Source organism: Burkholderia savannae, from assembly GCF_001524445.2.
In the GTDB taxonomy this organism is placed as follows: Bacteria; Pseudomonadota; Gammaproteobacteria; order Burkholderiales; family Burkholderiaceae; genus Burkholderia; species Burkholderia savannae.
Genome location: NZ_CP013418.1, coordinates 438,152 through 454,526 on the forward strand (window position 1 = coordinate 438,152; position 16,375 = coordinate 454,526).

General features: G+C 68.9%; 14 protein-coding genes. 3 read left to right on the top strand and 11 right to left on the bottom strand.

Annotation, left to right across the window (positions count from 1 at the left end; genetic code table 11):
* Positions 1–294 precede the first annotated feature (294 nt).
* The 9 genes from WS78_RS22900 to WS78_RS22945 form a co-directional block, all read right to left on the bottom strand.
* Complete coding sequence (locus WS78_RS22900) at positions 295–1,071, bottom strand: copper chaperone (protein WP_226377290.1); 777 nt, start codon at positions 1,069–1,071, stop codon at positions 295–297.
* A 10-nt stretch (positions 1,072–1,081) separates the two neighbouring features.
* The gene (locus WS78_RS22905) at positions 1,082–2,617 is read right to left on the bottom strand and encodes a tyrosinase family protein (protein WP_038753053.1); all 1,536 of its coding nucleotides are present in this window, start codon (positions 2,615–2,617) and stop codon (positions 1,082–1,084) included.
* Between the two features lie 798 nt (positions 2,618–3,415).
* On the bottom strand, positions 3,416–4,276 hold the full coding sequence (locus WS78_RS22910) for a class I SAM-dependent methyltransferase (RefSeq protein ID WP_038753020.1): 861 nt from the start codon (positions 4,274–4,276) through the stop codon (positions 3,416–3,418).
* A 136-nt stretch (positions 4,277–4,412) separates the two neighbouring features.
* Positions 4,413–5,720, bottom strand: a complete 1,308-nt coding sequence (locus tag WS78_RS22915; RefSeq protein ID WP_059579143.1) for a cytochrome-c peroxidase — start codon at positions 5,718–5,720, stop codon at positions 4,413–4,415.
* Between the two features lie 490 nt (positions 5,721–6,210).
* The gene (locus tag WS78_RS22925) at positions 6,211–7,689 is read right to left on the bottom strand and encodes a metallophosphoesterase family protein (protein ID WP_059579146.1); all 1,479 of its coding nucleotides are present in this window, start codon (positions 7,687–7,689) and stop codon (positions 6,211–6,213) included.
* A gap of 68 nt (positions 7,690–7,757) precedes the next feature.
* The gene (locus WS78_RS38055) at positions 7,758–7,889 is read right to left on the bottom strand and encodes a hypothetical protein (protein WP_257789125.1); all 132 of its coding nucleotides are present in this window, start codon (positions 7,887–7,889) and stop codon (positions 7,758–7,760) included.
* A 118-nt stretch (positions 7,890–8,007) separates the two neighbouring features.
* Positions 8,008–8,898, bottom strand: coding sequence for an amidohydrolase family protein (locus WS78_RS22935; RefSeq protein WP_038753024.1), 891 nt, complete (start codon positions 8,896–8,898; stop codon positions 8,008–8,010).
* A gap of 50 nt (positions 8,899–8,948) precedes the next feature.
* Positions 8,949–10,244 (bottom strand): MFS transporter, encoded by a 1,296-nt coding sequence (locus tag WS78_RS22940; RefSeq protein ID WP_059579097.1) that lies wholly within the window; start codon positions 10,242–10,244, stop codon positions 8,949–8,951.
* 111 nt (positions 10,245–10,355) lie between these two features.
* Positions 10,356–11,081 (bottom strand): GntR family transcriptional regulator, encoded by a 726-nt coding sequence (locus WS78_RS22945; protein ID WP_038753026.1) that lies wholly within the window; start codon positions 11,079–11,081, stop codon positions 10,356–10,358.
* A 199-nt stretch (positions 11,082–11,280) separates the two neighbouring features.
* On the opposite strand from WS78_RS22945, the gene WS78_RS22950 reads away from it, so the two are divergent.
* From WS78_RS22950 to WS78_RS22955, 3 genes are all read left to right on the top strand, one after another.
* Positions 11,281–12,543, top strand: coding sequence for an MFS transporter (locus WS78_RS22950; RefSeq protein WP_082717624.1), 1,263 nt, complete (start codon positions 11,281–11,283; stop codon positions 12,541–12,543).
* Positions 12,544–12,636: 93 nt separating this feature from the next.
* Positions 12,637–12,846: a hypothetical protein gene (locus WS78_RS37210; RefSeq protein WP_198174682.1), complete on the top strand. Its 210-nt coding sequence runs from the start codon at positions 12,637–12,639 to the stop codon at positions 12,844–12,846.
* An 84-nt stretch (positions 12,847–12,930) separates the two neighbouring features.
* Complete coding sequence (locus WS78_RS22955; RefSeq protein WP_038753036.1) at positions 12,931–13,551, top strand: HAD hydrolase-like protein; 621 nt, start codon at positions 12,931–12,933, stop codon at positions 13,549–13,551.
* A gap of 370 nt (positions 13,552–13,921) precedes the next feature.
* On the opposite strand, the gene WS78_RS22960 is transcribed toward WS78_RS22955, so the two are convergent.
* A complete protein-coding gene (locus WS78_RS22960; RefSeq protein WP_082717623.1) occupies positions 13,922–15,313 on the bottom strand; it encodes an NYN domain-containing protein in 1,392 nt (463 codons plus the stop codon).
* A gap of 456 nt (positions 15,314–15,769) precedes the next feature.
* A complete protein-coding gene (locus WS78_RS22970) occupies positions 15,770–16,279 on the bottom strand; it encodes an Lrp/AsnC family transcriptional regulator (protein WP_038753042.1) in 510 nt (169 codons plus the stop codon).
* Between the last annotated feature and the right edge of the window lie 96 nt (positions 16,280–16,375).

Genomic DNA, 16,375 nt, shown 5'->3' on the forward strand with positions numbered 1-16,375 from the left:
CGGCGCGGGACCCACGCGGTAGCGCAGTGAGGAGAACGCGGCGCGAAAAGGGGGGGCGCACGCTCAGGCGAGACGGGTTCGTTCAGCCGCGCAGCGTTCGATGCCGATGAATGCGGCGAGGCGGGGAGCGGCCCGGCGACGAACGAATCTCATGCGCGGCGTCGATCGTCGGCCGGAGGCCGGAGGCCTTCTCGGCGGCAATGGAACCTCGGCGCGGTTGCGAGGGCGGCATGACGAACGCGAAGCGCCGCGCTTTCCGCGAGCGGGGCATTCGCGGTCGTGCGTCCGAGAAGGTCAGACGGGCAAGCGCAGCGAAGCCAGCGTCGCGCGCACCCTCGCCGAAACGATGCGCACGGCCTTGCCGGGGCCGCGGCATCGCCATGCGGGCGTCGCCGGCCGTTCGATCCGTTCGGCGACGATGAAGCCCATGACCGCGATCGTCGCGGGCACGTGCGCCGGTCCGGCCAGCAGCGGCAGCAACATCAGCGCCCAGCAATTCCCCGCGCACGACGCGCCGCTCGCCAGCCCGAAGCGCAGCGCGTCGCGTTCGGCGGCCATGCCGAACGCCGCCAATGGCGGCCGGCGATGGCAGACGTTCAGGAACCACTGCTTGGCGGGCGAAGCCTGCCAAAGCAGCGCGAGCGCAAGCCCGGCGCTCATTCGCGCGACGGCGCCCGGCGCGGCCCAGGTCAGCGCGATCGCGGCGATCTGCAAGCCGATCCACGCGGCGAGCCAGACGGCCGCGTAGCCGGCGACGAAGAGGAGCGCCGCCCGCGTGCGGCGGCGCGCGAAACTGCGCTCCAGTACATGCCGCAGCGGCGACGCGGCGAGCGGCGCCATCATCGCCGCGACCATCAGCACGGAATCGGCCGCGAACTTCGCCGGCGAGTTCGACAAATACGCGAGACGCAGCCAGGTCGACAGCGGCACGCGCCAGTCGCCCGCGATCGCGCAGAGCGCGGGCGGCATCAGGCCGCCCGCGCCGACGATCAACGCGGACCACGCGATCACGCTGATCGACGCGAGCGCGACGAGCGGCGCGTCGAGCCGTCGCTCGGCGAGCTTCATCATCGGCCCCGCGTCACGTGCTCTGCCGATACACGCTGATGCGGCCGATGCTCACCTGCGACTCTTCGGCCACCGGCGTCGCCGCGACGAGCCGCACGTCGAGCTTGGACGGCGGCAACGCGCCGGCAAGATGCAGCGCATCGATCACGTGCGAGATTTCGAGCACGAACGTCACGCCGTCGCCCGCGTGTCCGTCCTCGGCCACCGTCGCCTTGCTCACGCCGAAGAGCGCGACGCAGCCGGCGAGATGGTCGGGATACTTCGCGGGGTCCTCGCCTTCGGGAACGTTGATGTAGACGTTGAGGACGGTCGCGTCGTCGAGACCGCGGACATTCTCGAGGTTCAGGAAGATGCGGTCGGGCGTCGATGATGTCGCGGCCGCGGTCGCCGCCAGATTGGCGGTGAGCTTGCGGTGCACGCCGGCGTCGAGCGTGACGGACGAGCGCGCCTCCGAGCCCGCCACCGGGACGTGCTGGTCGCTTGCGCCGAACAGCTCGACGATCTTCGGATCGGTCACGGCGAAGTCCTCCTGCGGCGTTTCGGCCGTCGCCTGCGCGCGCAGGCGGCTCACGCGTGCGGCCGTCAGCGGCGTCGCGGTCGGCGCCGATACGTCATCGTAAGCATAGCCGAGCTTCGACAGGTCGCTCATTTCGCCGGGCGTGTAGGTCCAGATGTCTCCGTGCGGCATCGGCATCTTGAAAGGCCGCTCGCCGATGGCGGCCGGGCCTTTCAGCCAATTCACGGCGGTCGGGTCGACGTGAGCCGGGGGATTCCTTCGCCAGACTTCCCACAGCCGGTCGATGTTCGCGTGGTGCAGCCAGAAGATCGGGTCGAGGCCCGCGATGTCGGGGTGGGACATCAATCCGGGCAGGCCCGTCGCCCGATTCTTGCCGCCGACGATGCCGTGCACCGCGTCGTGCGGCTGCGTCTCGATTCCGCCGTGCACCCGGCCGCTATGGCTGAAGCCCGTATCCACCCCGCCGAATCCGGGGCTGCCTCCGCTCGCCACGCCTTCGAAATCGGGATCGCCGAGTGCGTTCATGTTGATCCACTGGGTCGGCACGTAGACTTCGCCGTTGTTGTACGGGCCGTAGCGCTGCTTCACGTACAGCGGATTGTTGCCTTTCCCGTCCGGCCAGTCGGGCGACGCGAAGGCCTTCGGCAGAAGATCCTGGCCCGGCTTGAAATAATTCCAGTAGGGCAGCGCCCAGTTCTTGGGCCCGCGCAGCTTCGCGATCTCGTCGCGCACGACGGCCTCCAACGCGAGCAGGTAGCCGCGATGCCAGGGCAGGAAGTACCAGCTGCCGTGCTGGCATTGTCTCCAGAAGGTCTGGTAATCGGCCGTGCTCGGCATCTTGTCGTGCGCGTTCAGGTAGCCCACGCGTTGCCACAGGTCCTTCTGGAATCCGTGGATGGCCGCGTAGAAACGCCAGCTGGCCCGATCGTCGAGCGCGCGCGCCTGCATCGCCTTGACGCCGCGTGCGTACCAGAGAATCGGCTCGGCCCAGTCGGCACCCAGATCCCAGATGTTTTGACGTAAGTAAGTCATGCTGATTTCCCCTTTTTTATAAGCGTGCAGCATGCCGCGATCGGATTGGTCGAATCCGATCGTCCAAACGACTATCGATCAATTGAAATGGATAAAGCGTTATCCGATGGAAAGGAAGGTCACGTTAATTGTTGGTCATTGTTCAAACGGCGATTCGGCTCGCACGGAAAGCGCCGGTCTTTGTCGAGGCAACGAGTTCCGGCTTCGTTTTCTGGTTTTGGGCATCGGGCCGTCGCCATGAAAATGCTAGTTCATTTTCTGTCCGTTTTCATGGGTAAATGAGATGTTGCGGAAAATTGGCGATTCGATCGGATCGATTCGATTCTGGGCGATGCCGGTTTTGCCGAGAAGATTGGTGTTTTCCACTCGGGGATTCCACGCGAGCGGGTTCGTTGCGGATCGGGCCGTGTTTCGTCGGGCGTCGTCGGGCGTCGCGGGGATCTCGAATCGGGGCAGCGGGCGAGCTGCGGCGCCGGCGAAATTCGATTCGATGAGCCGGCGCAGGAAGCGGGTTTCGAGGAATCGAAAAGATCGATCTCTTCGGTAAACAGTTAAAACGAAGTGCGTCGAACCGGCCCGGTCGAGATCGTCGATGAGCTGATTGCAAGCGTCGCGCGCTCCAATCGTATCGAGTCGCGGCGGATTTTCTCAGAGCGTTTCCGATGTCATGTCGCGATGCGCGTCGCGACGATCACCGAGCCGCATCCAATTGAACGCGAGCAGGGCGCAACCGGGCCACCGGCTCGAGCACGGGTTCGATCGGCTCTCGCCGCGACGCCCGCGCCCCGATCGCACGCGTCACGTCGTCGCGACGAGAAACGCCTCGCCGCTCGACGGCCGCAGGCCGTCGGTCCGGCCGCGGAAATAGCGCCGGACGAGATCGTCGGTCGACACGTGCCGGGCCTCGCGCAATCCCGCCTCGCGGGCGAACGCGAGCATCTCGGACGGGCCGAAGAAGCTGACGAACGGCGTGCCCGCCGCACGTGCCCGCGCGTAGACGGCTTCGTGCTGCGCGCGCTCGGCGGGATCGTCGATGAGTTCGAGCGGCAGCAGGAACGTCATCGCGAGCGTCGAGCCGGGCGCGAGCGTCGCGATCTGGCGCAGCGTGTCGGCGATCGCGTCGCGCGTCAGATACATCGAGACGCCGGTGGACGACACGACGGCCGGCCGTTCCCCGTCGAAGCCGGCCGCCTTCAACTGTTCGCGCCAGACGCCGCCCGCCTCGAAATCGACCGGCACGAGCCGCAGCCAGTCCGGCACGCCATAGCCGAGCGCGATCAGGCGCTGCCGCTTCCACGCCTGCGTGGCGGGCTGGTCGACCTCGAATACCCGCAGATGCGACGCGAGCTTGGCCCTGCGCTGCGCGAACGTGTCGAGACCCGCGCCGAGCACGACGTACTGGGCCACGCCATGCGCGGCCTGCTCGCAGACCAGATCCTCGACGAAGCGCGCGCGGCCGACGATCGACGCCCGGTAGCCGCGCGTCGCTTGCGCATCCATGTCCGGCCGGCTGCGCCAGCCTTCGTCCGGCGCGGCCAACTGCAGGCCGATCTCGTCGTCGAGCACGTGCGGCGGCGCATCGATCTCGACGTGCAACGCGCGCCACAGCGCGACGCGCACCGCGGTGCTGTCCGGCGCTGCGATCGATTGGTTCGGCATGACGCTCCCCCTTCCGTGGACGAATTTCGTCGGTACGTCACAGTGTATCGATCGTGCGGCGCCGCCCCAAGCGGGGGCGCGATCCTCGCTGCGCCGCTGACGGCGCGAGGATCGGGGCGGCCCGTTCAGGCGAGCGTCACGGCCGCGCCGCTTTTCCGTCGAGCGCGGCAGGCATCAGCTCGACGTAGCGCGCGTCAGTCAGCGTGCGCAGGAACGCGACGAGATCGTCGACGTCGGCGTCCGTCATTGCGGGCGGCGTGCCGGGGCGGCGATTCATCGGCGTCGAATTCACGTTGATGTTGCCGCGATACGCGGGCGGCACGTCGTCGAACGTGTCGCGGCCGTGATACCAGTGCGCCGGATCGGTCGAGCGCGTGTTGTAGAACGCGACTGCGTCGCGCAGCGTGTCGAACACGCCGTTGTGCATGAACGTCTCCTTGATCGCGACGTTGCGCAGCCCCGGCGTGCGCAGGTAGCCGCACCATTGCGTCGGCCCGGGCCAGCGCAGCTTCGCCGCGGTGTCGCACAGGCCGTTGTCGAAGCGGCGCGGATCGCGGTTCGCGGGCAGCGCGCGATTGCGCGGCACCGCGATCGCGTCGTAGCCGAAGTCGGTGAAGAGCGAGCGCTCGGGCCGGCTCGCGGTGTCCGACAGCGTGTGGCAGCTCATGCAGTTGCCCTTGTCCGGATTCTTGAAGAGCGCAAGCCCGCGCAGTTCCTGCGGCGTGAGCGGCGCGCGCTTCGTCACGTATGCGTCGTAGCGCGACGAGAAGGGCGCCATTTCGTCGCTTTGCAGATACGCCTGCACCGCTTCGCCGAGCGCGCGCACCATCCGCTCGGGATCGCGGCGCACCGACGGGCCGAAGCGCTCGGCGAGCGCCGCGCCGAGCTCGGTGCCGTCGATCTTGCGCATGAGCGCCGCGGGCGACGCGTTGTTCATCTCGTTCGGATCGAAGAGCGGGCCGCGCAACTGCTCGGCGAGCGTATCGGCGCGGCCGTCCGAGAAAAGGCCTCCGAACGGCGCGGGCGCGAGCGCGTCGTCGTCCTGATAGAAGTGGCGGCGCGGCACATAGCGCACGTACAGCAGCGAAGGCGCGTTGCGGCTGCTGAAGCGGCCGGGCCGGCTGCCCTGCGGCACGCGCGGGCCGGCGAGCGCCGCGCTCGACAGCGTCGGCGCGAATGCGCGGCCCGGATCGTGGCAGCTCGCGCACGACGTGCCGCGCGGCTGCGACAGCCGGGCATCGAAGAACACGCGCTTGCCGAGCGCGACGAGCGCCGGCTCCGGGCGGAACACCGCCGCAGTCGGATCGACTTTCGACGCGACCTGCGGCGTGTGTCGGCCAATCGTGCCGACGACGCGCTGCGGCGGCGCGCCGGGAAGCAGGGTCGCCGCCGCCGAGCGGGGCGAGGCGGGCGCGGCGGGGGCGGTGTCGGGCGTGATTTTCATATCGGCTGCGTTCGTCGTGCTAGTGGCGCCCGTCGCGGCCGTCGTGTGAATCGCGCTCATCGTGTTCGTCGCCGCCGAACCGGACGCGAAGGCAATCACCGATGCGCACGCGACGAGCGCGCCGCATGCGGCGCGCGCGATGGCCGGGATGATGCGATGTTTCTTCATCGTGCGAGCGAGCGGGATGTGCGGTGAGAACGGGGCGGTCGCGCCGCGTCGGCTGCGCCGGCCGACGGATCGGCAAGCGCCATCGCGGGCGCGCGCTCGTCGAATTCGAGCGCGCGCCGGGCGGCGAATGCCGGTGGTTTAACGTGCGCCGCCCGACGATGCGCGGGGGCGCGGCCGAATCGCGCCACGGCCGGCACCGCCGTCGCATGCGGGGCGACGGTATCGACGGCGCCTGCTTTCGGCGCGCGGGCCGGCGCGGCGCGCCGCGCGCGTTCCGCGCATGCGGGCGCACGCCGCGTCGCCGCGCGTCGCTTGCGGCCGGTCACGGCGTGACGAAGCCGGTCTTGTCGCACGCGAGCGTCGTGCCCGCCTGGTCGCAGGTCGCGAGCAGCTTGCCCGCCGCCGTGTACGCCTTGAACGTCCAGCCGCGCGCGGGCGACGCGCGCCGCTCCATGATCAGGAAGCCGAAGCTGTTGTTGTGCGACAGCTTGTCGATGACGACGCCGGGTGCGGGCGTGAGGTTTGCCGGGAACGGATCGGGCAGCGCGACGTCGAGGTTGTCGCCGCCGTTGCCCGATACGATCGTCGCCGGATGGCCGGACGCGAAGTTGATCGCCTGGAAGTCGTGCACGTGGCCGTGCAGCGCGACCTGCACGCCGGGCGGGTAGTACGCCTGTGCATAGAGGCTCGACATCACCGACTGCAGCGCGAGATTGCCCGGCGCGGGCGTGCTGCCCGGGATCGGCGCGAACGCGAGGATCGGATGATGGTTCGTGAAGATCGTCGTCGACATGCCGGGCCTGTTCGCGAGCGCGGCCACCGTCTGGAACTGTTTCTGGTAGATCTGGAATTGCGTGTCGGTCGTCTTCAGCGCCGCGCGGCCGACCTTCGCGGTATCGAACACGATCACCTGCGAGCCGGTGCCGAGCGACACCGCGTAGGGCTCCGAATAATTCGCGTTGCCGTCGTTCGCGGGATCGTTGCACGAGCGCGCGTCCGAGTACGGGCGGGGATCGAGGAAGCGGAACCAGCCTTGGCCCGCGCGCGCGCATTCCTCATGATTGCCGCGCACGACCACCCACGGCGCTTTCGCGAAGAGCGGCGCGGCGGGCTCGAACAGGTCCGCGCGCCAGGTGTCCCAGCCGTAGCCCCACGGGCTGTTCCTGCAGCCGGCGATGTCGGGCGGGCACGCGTTCTCGCGATAGTGATAATCGCCGACGTGCAGCACGAGATCCGGATTCAGCTTCGCGACGCTCGCCGCGATCGTCGCGAACGGCCACACGGTTGCGTCGCTGCACGCCTGGAATGCGTTGTCGGCCTTCTTCATCCGGCAGCCGGTGTCGGCGATGATCGCCACGCGCTGCGGCTCGGCCTTCGGCAGCGGCAGCGTTCGTCCGGCGACGGTCACGTCCTTCGCGTTCGCGGGCAGTGCCGTTTCGCAGACGGATACCGAAAAGCTCGACGGCTTCGAATCGGCCGGATCGCTCGCGGTCGGGCGTTGCGCGGCGGTGCCCGCGGCGACGCGCAGCGTCATCCGCGCGATCTTGCCGTCGGCGCTCAGTTGCGGGCAGACGGCGGGCGCAGGCTCCGCCGACGCCGCGGCGGGCGGCGCGTAGCTCGTGATCACGCGGGCGATGGCCTGGTTGGCGTCGCCGATCTCGACCCACGCCGCCTGGATGTTCGCGGGCGCGCTCGCGGCGTCCGGCTGGTTATCGATGCTGCTCGTGCAGGCGTGGAACAGCGTGGCGCCCGCGAGCGCCGGCAGAAGCGCGGCGGCGCGGCGAAGAATCGGTCGTGGCATGGTCGTTTCCGTTGGAAAGACGTAAAAGTACGCATGGCCGATGTAATAAATGTGAAGGCGGCGTGACATCATCGCATGGCGATGGCGATGGCGATGGCGATGGCGATGGCGATGGCGATGGCAAGGGCAAGGGCAAGGGCAAGGGCAAGGGCCGAAAGCAAGGGTCGAAAGCAAGGGTCGAAAGCAAGGGTCGAAAGCAAGGGCGGCGCGAACGTGAGTGAGCCTTTGAGGCGCGCCGCACACCACGCACCGCACACCACGCACCGCACACCACGCATCGCGGCACATCGACCGCCCGCGCTTGCCGATCGATCGCCGTTACGCGCCCCGATTCTCACCGAACCGAAACAGCCGCGCGGGCGTTTCGACGAAGATCGCGCGCCGCATCGCGTCGTCGCGCATCCATCGTTGCGCGAGCGTGAGTGCGCGGCCGAACGTTTCGGTTCGCTCGAACTGCGTATGCGGCCAGTCGCTGCCCCAGACGAGCCGCTGCGCGCCGAATTCGCCCTCGAGCGCATCGAACGCTTCGCGCGCGCGGGCTGCCGCTTCGTCGGGCGCGAGCGGCCAGTTGCGGTAGACGCCGGAAATCTTCACCCATACGCGCCGCGTCGCGGCCGTGCGCAGCAGATCGCGGAAGCCCGCGTCGGCGATGCCGTGCGCCGGGTCCGGGCGGCCGAAATGATCGATGACGACGTTCACGCGATGCGCGAGCAGCGGCGCGATCAGCCGCCGCAGCCGGTGCGCTTGCGCGTGCAGCTCGACATGCCAGCGCAGCGCCGCGACGCGCTCGAGCGTCGCGCGCCATGCGGGGCCGTCGAGCGCCGGGTCCGGCATCCCGATCAGATTCAGCCGGATGCCGACGATGCCCGCGCGATCGAGCGCGTCGAGCTCGTCCTGCGCGCGGCCCGCGTCGATCACCGCGACGCCGCGCAGACGCCGCGGCTGCCGCGCGAGCGCGCGCAGCAGGTAGCGGCAGTCGCTGCCGAGAAAGCTCGGCTGCACGAGCACGCCGTGCGAGACGCGATGCGCGTCGAGCTGGGCGAGGTACGCGTCGAGCGTCGCGTCGTAATCGGGCGCGTAGCGGCGGCGCCCGGCGAGCGGCAGCCCCGTTTCGAACACGTGCGCGTGCGCGTCGACGCCGACGATGCCGCCGGCTTCATCCCGGATCGCCGCTATGGGCGCGCGGGCCGTTCCCTGTTGCTCGCTCAACGCTCGATGCTCCTCATGCCGTGAATCTGCCGCCCGAATCCGCCGCGCCTTCAGCGATGCTGCGCGCGCGGCGCGGCGACGCCGCGGGTTCCCGCGCCGGCAGCGGCGTTCGCGCGCTCGTCGAACGTGCGCCCGCGCGTCTCGGGCAGCATCAGCACCGCGACGACGACGATCGAATACGCGATCGCCGCGTCGATGCCGATCGCGGTGCCGAGCGGCATGCCCGCCGACATGTGGCCGACGAGCACCGGAAAGCCGGCCGACGCGACGCGTCCGAAGTTGTAGCAAAAGCCGACGCCCGTGCCGCGGGTGCCGCGCGGATACAGCTCGTTGAAGAGCGCGCCCATGCTCGCCGGGATGCCGGCCGCGAAGAAGCCGAGCGGAAAGCCGAGCACGAGCATCGCGGCGTTGCCGAGCGGCAGGAACAGATAGGCGATCACGGTCGCGACGCAGCACGCGGAGAACGCGAGGATCGTGCGGCGCCGTCCGATGCGGTCGAGCAATTGCGCGCTCGCGACGCAGCCGCAGAAGAACGCAAAGATGATGACGGCCAGATAGCCGCCCGTGCCGAGCACCGACAGATGCCGCTCCGCTTTCAGATACGTCGGCAGCCACGTCATCAGCGCGTAGTAGCCGCCGTGCGCGCCGACGCCGAGCAGCGCGCCGATCAGCGTGATGCGCAACGTGTCCCGCGCGAAGATGCCGACGAGCGGAGCCGCGGCGGCGTGCGGCGCAGCCCGCGCTCCGGATGCGTTCGCCGCAGGCTCGACGATGCCGCGCCGCACGTAGACGATCAGCAGCGCGGGCAGCAGGCCGACGGCGAACATCGCGCGCCACGCGAGCTCGGCGGGCATCAGCGAGAACGCGAGCGCATAGAGCAGCACGGCCGCCGCCCAGCCGAGCGCCCACGCGCTCTGCACGGTGCCCATCGCCTTGCCGCGATGCTCGGCGCGGATCGTCTCCGCCATCAGCACCGCGCCCGCCGCCCATTCGCCGCCGAAGCCGAGGCCCTGCAGCGTTTTCAGGACGACGAACTGCGGATAGCTCGTCGCGAACGCGCAGAGGAACGTGCCGACCGAGAAGAACGCGATCGTCCATTGCAGCGTTCTCACGCGGCCGAAGCGGTCGGACAACATGCCGGCCGCCCAGCCGCCGATCGCCGACGCGACGAGCGTCGCGCCGCCGACAAAGCCCGCCTGCGTGCGCGACAGCGACCATTCGGCGATGATCGCGGGAATCACGAGGCTGAACATCTGCACGTCCAGCGCATCGAGCGCCCAGCCGCCGAAGCAGGCCCAGAACGTGCGCCGTTCCCGGGCCGAGATCGTGCCGAACCATTTGAACACTGTCGTCTCCTGTTGCCCGACGGGCGTTGCGGCGCGCCGCCGCGGTTCGCGGCGCTCGCCCGTCGGCGCGCATGCGCGCGTTCGCGTGTCGGTGCGCTTGCGCCGTTTGCGTTAGCGGATCTCCGCCTGATAGATGAACTCGCTCGCGGGGCCGCGCGAGCGCCGCCATTCGAGCGGCCGGCGGTCGTAGCCGTACGCGAGCCGCTCGATCACGACGGCGGGCGTGCCCGGCTCGATGCGCAACAGGCGCGCATGCACGGGGCCGATCGCCTCGACGGTCAGCGTCTCCGTCGCCGACGCGACGATCTGGTTGCAGTGCGCTTCATAGACCGGGTACAGCAAGTCGCCGATCGCGTCGAGCTCGAGCCGCGCGAACGCGGCGAAGCGGTCGTAAGGCAGCCAGATTTCCTCGGCGAGCATCGGCGCGCCGTCGATCAGCCGCAGGCGCGTCATTTCGATCACCGGTTCGCGGCTCGGAATCTGCAGCGCGGCGGCGACGGCCGACGGCGCTTCGACGATCTCGCGGCGCAGGACCCGGCTCTCCGGTATCCGGCGCTCGCCATGCCTGCTCTGGAAGCGGAAGAAGCGGAACAGCGAGCTGTCGAAGCTCGCGCGCCGCACGAACGTGCCGCGCCCCTGGAAGCGTTCGAGCATCCCGTCGGCGACGAGCAGGTCGACCGCCTTGCGCACAGTGCCGATCGCGACGTCGTAGCGCTTGGCGAGCGCCTGCTCGGTCGGGATCGCCTCGCCCGGCCGCCAGTGCCGGGCGGCGATGAGCGCGGCCAGCTCGTCGCGCAGACGCTGATAACGGGGCAGACGGTCGTCGGTGGCGTGCATGGTTTCTCCCAATTCATCTATATGTTTGCATGACTTGTGGCGAGGCGAATCGGTGAAAACCCGATGAGTGCCGCTAAATTCCGACGTGAGACGCGGGTTATTACGCATTGCCGCATTCCACTATTCAACCAATCATCTATATGAATTTTGAACCAGGAGACAGCAGGTGGACGAGTCCTCAACCCGCGAACGGGCGGTCATGACGAAAATCGCGCGTCGGCTGATGCCGCTGCTCGTGATCATGTTCCTGATCGCGTTCATCGACCGGCAGAACGTCGGCTTCGCGAAGCTGCAGATGGTGCACGCGCTCGGGATGACCGAGGCGTCGTACGGGCTCGGCGCTTCGCTGTTCTTCATCGGATACCTGCTGTTCGAGGTGCCGAGCACGCTCGCGCTGCACCGGTTCGGCGCGCGCCTCTGGCTCGCGCGCATCATGATGACGTGGGGCGCGATCACGGTGCTGCTCGGCTTCACGCATTCGACGGGCGTCTTCTACGTGTTTCGCTTTCTGCTCGGCGTCGCGGAGGCGGGCTTCTATCCGGGCGTCATCTATTACCTGACGCTGTGGTTTCCGCAAAGCCACCGCACGCGCGTGCTCGGCTTCTTCACGCTTGGCAGCGCGCTCGCGAACATGCTCGGCTCGCTCGCGGGCGGGCTGCTGCTGTCGCTCGACGGCCGGCTCGGGCTCGCCGGGTGGCAGTGGGTGTTCGTCGCCACGGGGCTGCCCGCCGTTGCCGTCGCGCTCGTCGCGCTGCGCTTCCTGCCGGAGTCGGTCGAGCGCGCGACGTTTCTGTCCGACGACGAGAAGCGCCTCGTGCTCGCCGCGCTCGAGCGCGAGGCGTCGCCCGACGCGATGTCCGAATCGCCGTGGCGCGCGCTCGTCGATCCGCGCGTGCTGATGTTCGCGCTCGCGTACATGCTGATGTCGACGTCGCTGTACGGCGTCACGTACTGGCTGCCGACGCTCTTGAAGAGCAGCGGCGTGCCGCCGTCGACGAACGGGCTGCTGAACATGATTCCGTGGGCGATCTCGGCGCTGCTGTTGCTGTGGCTGCCGGCGCGGCTCAAGCGCGAGCGGATCGTGTTGAAGGCGATGGCGCTCGTCGCGGGCGTGGGCGTCGCCGGTTTCGCGCTGAGCCTTGCGCTGCCGGGCCTGCCGCTGCGCTTCGCCGCGCTCGTGCTGGGCGGCGCGTGCATCCCGCTGCTGTATCCGTGCTTCTGGTCGCTGCCGCCGCGTTTCTTCACCGGCGCGCGCGCCGCGGCCAGCATCGCCGCGATCAACTCGATCGGCAATCTCGGCGGCTTCTTCGCGCAGAACCTGATGCCGTACGTCGGCAAGGTCGCGGGCAGCGCGAGCGCGCCGATGCTCGTGCCCGTCGTGTGTCTCGCGACGCTCGGCGTCGGCATGCTGGCGGTCGCGACGACGCTCGGCCGGCGGCCGCGCGCGGGCGTCGCGGCTTGAGCGCCGCGTGACGCGGCGACGGCGTCTCGGGCGGTCCGGGCGCGCGTGAAGGGGGCAGGTCACTTCGAGCCAGCGACCTCAACACGCTCGCAGATGATTTGGATCGACTACGTTCAGAGGTGGCCTCACTCGTTCGGACAGGTTTCTGAGATTTTTAAGTGGAACGTCCGAGGCAATCATGCTGCCGATTTGATCGCATCCAAAGCATCCAAAGCATCCAAAGCATCCGAAGCGTTTGGAGCATTCGAGGTATTCGAAGTGCTCGAAGCGCTCGAAGCATCCGATCGCTTCGTCGCGATTTAGCCGTCGGCGTGTTTCGTGACACAATCGCGAGCCCTGTCTCGCCGGCAATTTTCTTTCGGCCACGATAAGCATCACGAGGAAAACTTGGGCTACAAGCTCATCGCCTTCGATTTCGACGGCACGCTCGCGGATTCGCTCGCGTGCTTTCTTCATGCGCTGTCCGAGTCCGCGCGGCATCACGGCTTTCGCGCGATCGACGACGCGCTGCTGCCGCAAGTGCGCGGGATGTCGGCCCGCGAGATCGTCGAGCTGCTCGGCGTGCCGCAGTGGAAAGTGCCGCGCATCGCCGCCGACATGCGGCGGCGGATGCAGGCGCGCGCGCCCGACGTGCGGCTCTTTCCGGGAATCGACGCGACGCTGCGCGCGCTCGCGCAACGGGGGACGCGCGTCGCCGTCGCGACGTCGAATTCGGAGGCCGTCGTGCGTGCGATCGCCGGCCCGGCGACGTGCGCGCACATCCGGCATTTCAGTTGCGGGATTTCGCTGTTCGGCAAGGCGCGGCGCTTGCGGTTGCTCGCGCGCGCAAGCGGGTTCGCGCGCGCCGACGTGCTGTACGTCGGCGACGAAGTGCGCGACGCCGAGGCCGCGGACAACGCCGGGATCGCGTTCAGGGGCGTCGCGTGGGGCTATACCGCGCCGCAGGCGCTGCGGGCGCATTGTGGACTGCCGTTGATCGAGCGGCCGGAGGAACTGCTGGCGCTGTAGCGCGCTCATGTCGCCGCGCCGGTCCGATGCGGCGTGAATCGCGCGCGGCGTGGAGGGCGGGCCTCGCCGTCTCACTGTCGCGCTGCATAAACGCCTCACCATCCCACCATCCCACCATCCCACCGCACCACCGCACCGCCGTCTAACGCCCGGGATCGCTCCGCCAAGTCGCGGCGGTGACGAACGACGCGGCACGCCGGGGCCGACGCGTCACCCTGATGCGCCGTATGGGCGAGCATGGGCGACCCCAGTGATGCGACAGGATCGGCGGTTTCGGTCGCTCGCGCGTCCCGCGTCCTGCGGACGATCGCCGACCGACGGGCGCCGCGAGTCGCGAGTCGCGCCCGCGCGGCCGCCTGTCACGCGTCGCTCATGACTCGCTCGCGCCCGCGGTCTTGCGCGGGCGGCGCGGGCGCGCGGTCGACTTGCGCGGAGCCTTCGCGGGCGCCGCTTCGGCCGCTGGTTCGCCGGCGGCGGCCGGGGTGGCCGCATCCGCATCGGCCTTGGCGGCCGGCGCCGCTTCGGCCGCGCGCGGCTTGCTTTTCTTCGCCGGGGCCTTGCGCACGCGCGAACGCGCGGGCTTCGCCGCTTCGGTTTCCTGCGCTTCGGTCGTCTCGTGCGTGCGGGCCGGTTCGTGCGGCTCGTGCGCATCCCGCGCTTCGCGGGCCGGGTGCGCCTCGCGTGCGTCATCCGCGGCGCGCTCGCGCCGGGTTTCGCGCGTCTCGGCGAAGTCCGCACCGAGGATCTCGGCGTCGGCATCGAGGCTCGCAGCGTGGCTTTCCGCGCCCGGCTCGACGATCAGCGGCATCTGCTCGGGCACGCGCTTCTTCGCGCCGCGGCCCTTGCCGTGCCCCTTCTTGCCGGACGGCTTCGCGCCCGCGTGGTTTTCCTCGGCGGCCGAGGCCGTCTCGAAGGGCTTGACCGTCTCGACGGCGGCCGGCTGGATCGAGCGGAACACGAACGTGCCCGATTTGTCGTCGCGGCCGATCTCGAGGAGCCCGCGCGCCTGCGCTTCCTCGAGCAGGTTGCCGAACGCGCGGAAGCCGTAGTACGACTCGTTGAAATCCGGCTTGCGCCGCTTGATCGCGCTCTTGAGCACCGATGCCCAGATCTTGCCGCTCTCGCCGCGCTCGGACGCGAGCGCGTCGAACGTCTCGACGGCGAGCGAGATCGCTTCCGCCTTGCGCGCGTCGCCGTCGTGCTTGCGGTGCTTGTCGTCGTCGGCCGTGCGCTTCGCGCCCGCCTCGGCCTTGCGCGCGTCGCGCTTCGCGAGCGCGCGCTGCTGCTCGCGGGCGAGGTCATCGTAGAAGATGAATTCGTCGCAGTTCGCGACGAGCAGATCCGACGTCGAGTTCTTCACGCCGACGCCGATCACGCGCTTCGCGTTCTCGCGCAGCTTCGACACGAGCGGCGAGAAGTCCGAATCGCCGCTGATGATGACGAACGTGTCCACGTGCGCCTTCGTGTAGCAAAGATCGAGCGCGTCGACGACGAGCCGGATGTCCGCCGAATTCTTGCCCGACTGCCGCACGTGCGGGATTTCGATCAGCTCGAAGCTCGCTTCGTGCATCGCCGCCTTGAACGTCTTGTAGCGATCCCAGTCGCAATACGCTTTCTTGACGACGATGCTGCCCTTGAGCAGCAGCTTCTCGAGCACGGGCTTGATGTCGAATTTCTCGAACTTCGTGTCGCGCACGCCGAGCGCGATGTTTTCGAAGTCGCAAAAGAGCGCCATGTTGACGCTGTCCTGGGGTAAGGCCATGGGGTCTCCAACCTGAGTGTCGGGTCGATCATGCGATCGAGGATGGCGCACATGATAGCGGGTCGGCGCGGTCGCGCGGAAATCCGCGTGTTCGACGGCGTGCGCGGCGATGTGCGCGGGGGCTCGGGCGGCGGTGCGAACGGTGGGCCAAAGAATGCGCGGCACGCGCGCTTGTCGTGGCGCGCCGACGCGAATGCGCGGCGCGTTTCGCGCACGTTTGTGGGGGGCGGCATCGTTCGAGCGCGCGGCGTCGTGCGCTCGGAGGCGATGGAGCGGCGGCGCGATTGCGCGACGGCACGACGGCGCGACGGCGCGACGGCGTAACGGCGCGACCGAGTGACCGAGCGGCCGAGTGACCGAGCGGCCGAGCGGCCGAGCGGCCGAGCGAGGCCGCCCGCGCTTTTTTCGCGCGATAGCCGCCGGCTGCATGGGCGGCGCGCGCGAAGCGCGTCCGGCTCAAATCGGAAAGCTCGTGGTCGACAGAATCTCCTTCAGCACGACGAATGTCCGGATTTGCCGCACGCCGGGCAGATACAGCAGTTGCTCGGCGTGCAGCCGGTTGAACGTGTCGCTGTCGCGCGTGCGAATCAGCATGATGTAGTCGAATTCCCCCGTCACGACATGGCATTCCATGCAGCCGGACACCTTCTGCGCGGCCTGCTCGAATGCGTCGAACGAATCGGGCGTCGAGCGGTCGAGCACGACGCCGATCATCACGAGCATGCCGGCGTTCAGCGCCTTCGGCTCGAGCAGCGCGACGATGCCGCGAATCAGGCCCATCTCCTTCAGGCGCTCGACGCGGCGCAGGCACGCGGGCGCGCTCAGGTTCACCTTCGCGGCGAGCGCGACGTTCGAGATCGACGCGTCGCGCTGCAGCACGCGAAGGATCGCGCGGTCGACACGGTCGATGTCCGCGCCGGCCGGCTGGGCGACGGCCTTCGGCGTGGATTTTTTTGTTGCGCGCATGATATGTCGTTCCTAATTAAATTAATCGAATGACTTATATGTCGTCATAAAAGTAGGTGATTGGCAATATGTTCGCAACCCTGTTTTTCCCGATCG

Bases quoted from the DNA above. Each gene is read 5' to 3' on its own strand.
- WS78_RS22900 (WP_226377290.1), bottom strand. From the start codon at position 1,071: ATGATGAAGCTCGCCGAGCGACGGCTCGACGCGCCGCTCGTCGCGCTC.
- WS78_RS22905 (WP_038753053.1), bottom strand. From the start codon at position 2,617: ATGACTTACTTACGTCAAAACATCTGGGATCTGGGTGCCGACTGGGCC.
- WS78_RS22910 (WP_038753020.1), bottom strand. From the start codon at position 4,276: ATGCCGAACCAATCGATCGCAGCGCCGGACAGCACCGCGGTGCGCGTC.
- WS78_RS22915 (WP_059579143.1), bottom strand. From the start codon at position 5,720: ATGAAAATCACGCCCGACACCGCCCCCGCCGCGCCCGCCTCGCCCCGC.
- WS78_RS22925 (WP_059579146.1), bottom strand. From the start codon at position 7,689: ATGCCACGACCGATTCTTCGCCGCGCCGCCGCGCTTCTGCCGGCGCTC.
- WS78_RS22945 (WP_038753026.1), bottom strand. From the start codon at position 11,081: ATGCACGCCACCGACGACCGTCTGCCCCGTTATCAGCGTCTGCGCGAC.
- WS78_RS22950 (WP_082717624.1), top strand. From the start codon at position 11,281: ATGACGAAAATCGCGCGTCGGCTGATGCCGCTGCTCGTGATCATGTTC.
- WS78_RS37210 (WP_198174682.1), top strand. From the start codon at position 12,637: ATGATTTGGATCGACTACGTTCAGAGGTGGCCTCACTCGTTCGGACAG.
- WS78_RS22960 (WP_082717623.1), bottom strand. From the start codon at position 15,313: ATGGCCTTACCCCAGGACAGCGTCAACATGGCGCTCTTTTGCGACTTC.
- WS78_RS22970 (WP_038753042.1), bottom strand. From the start codon at position 16,279: ATGCGCGCAACAAAAAAATCCACGCCGAAGGCCGTCGCCCAGCCGGCC.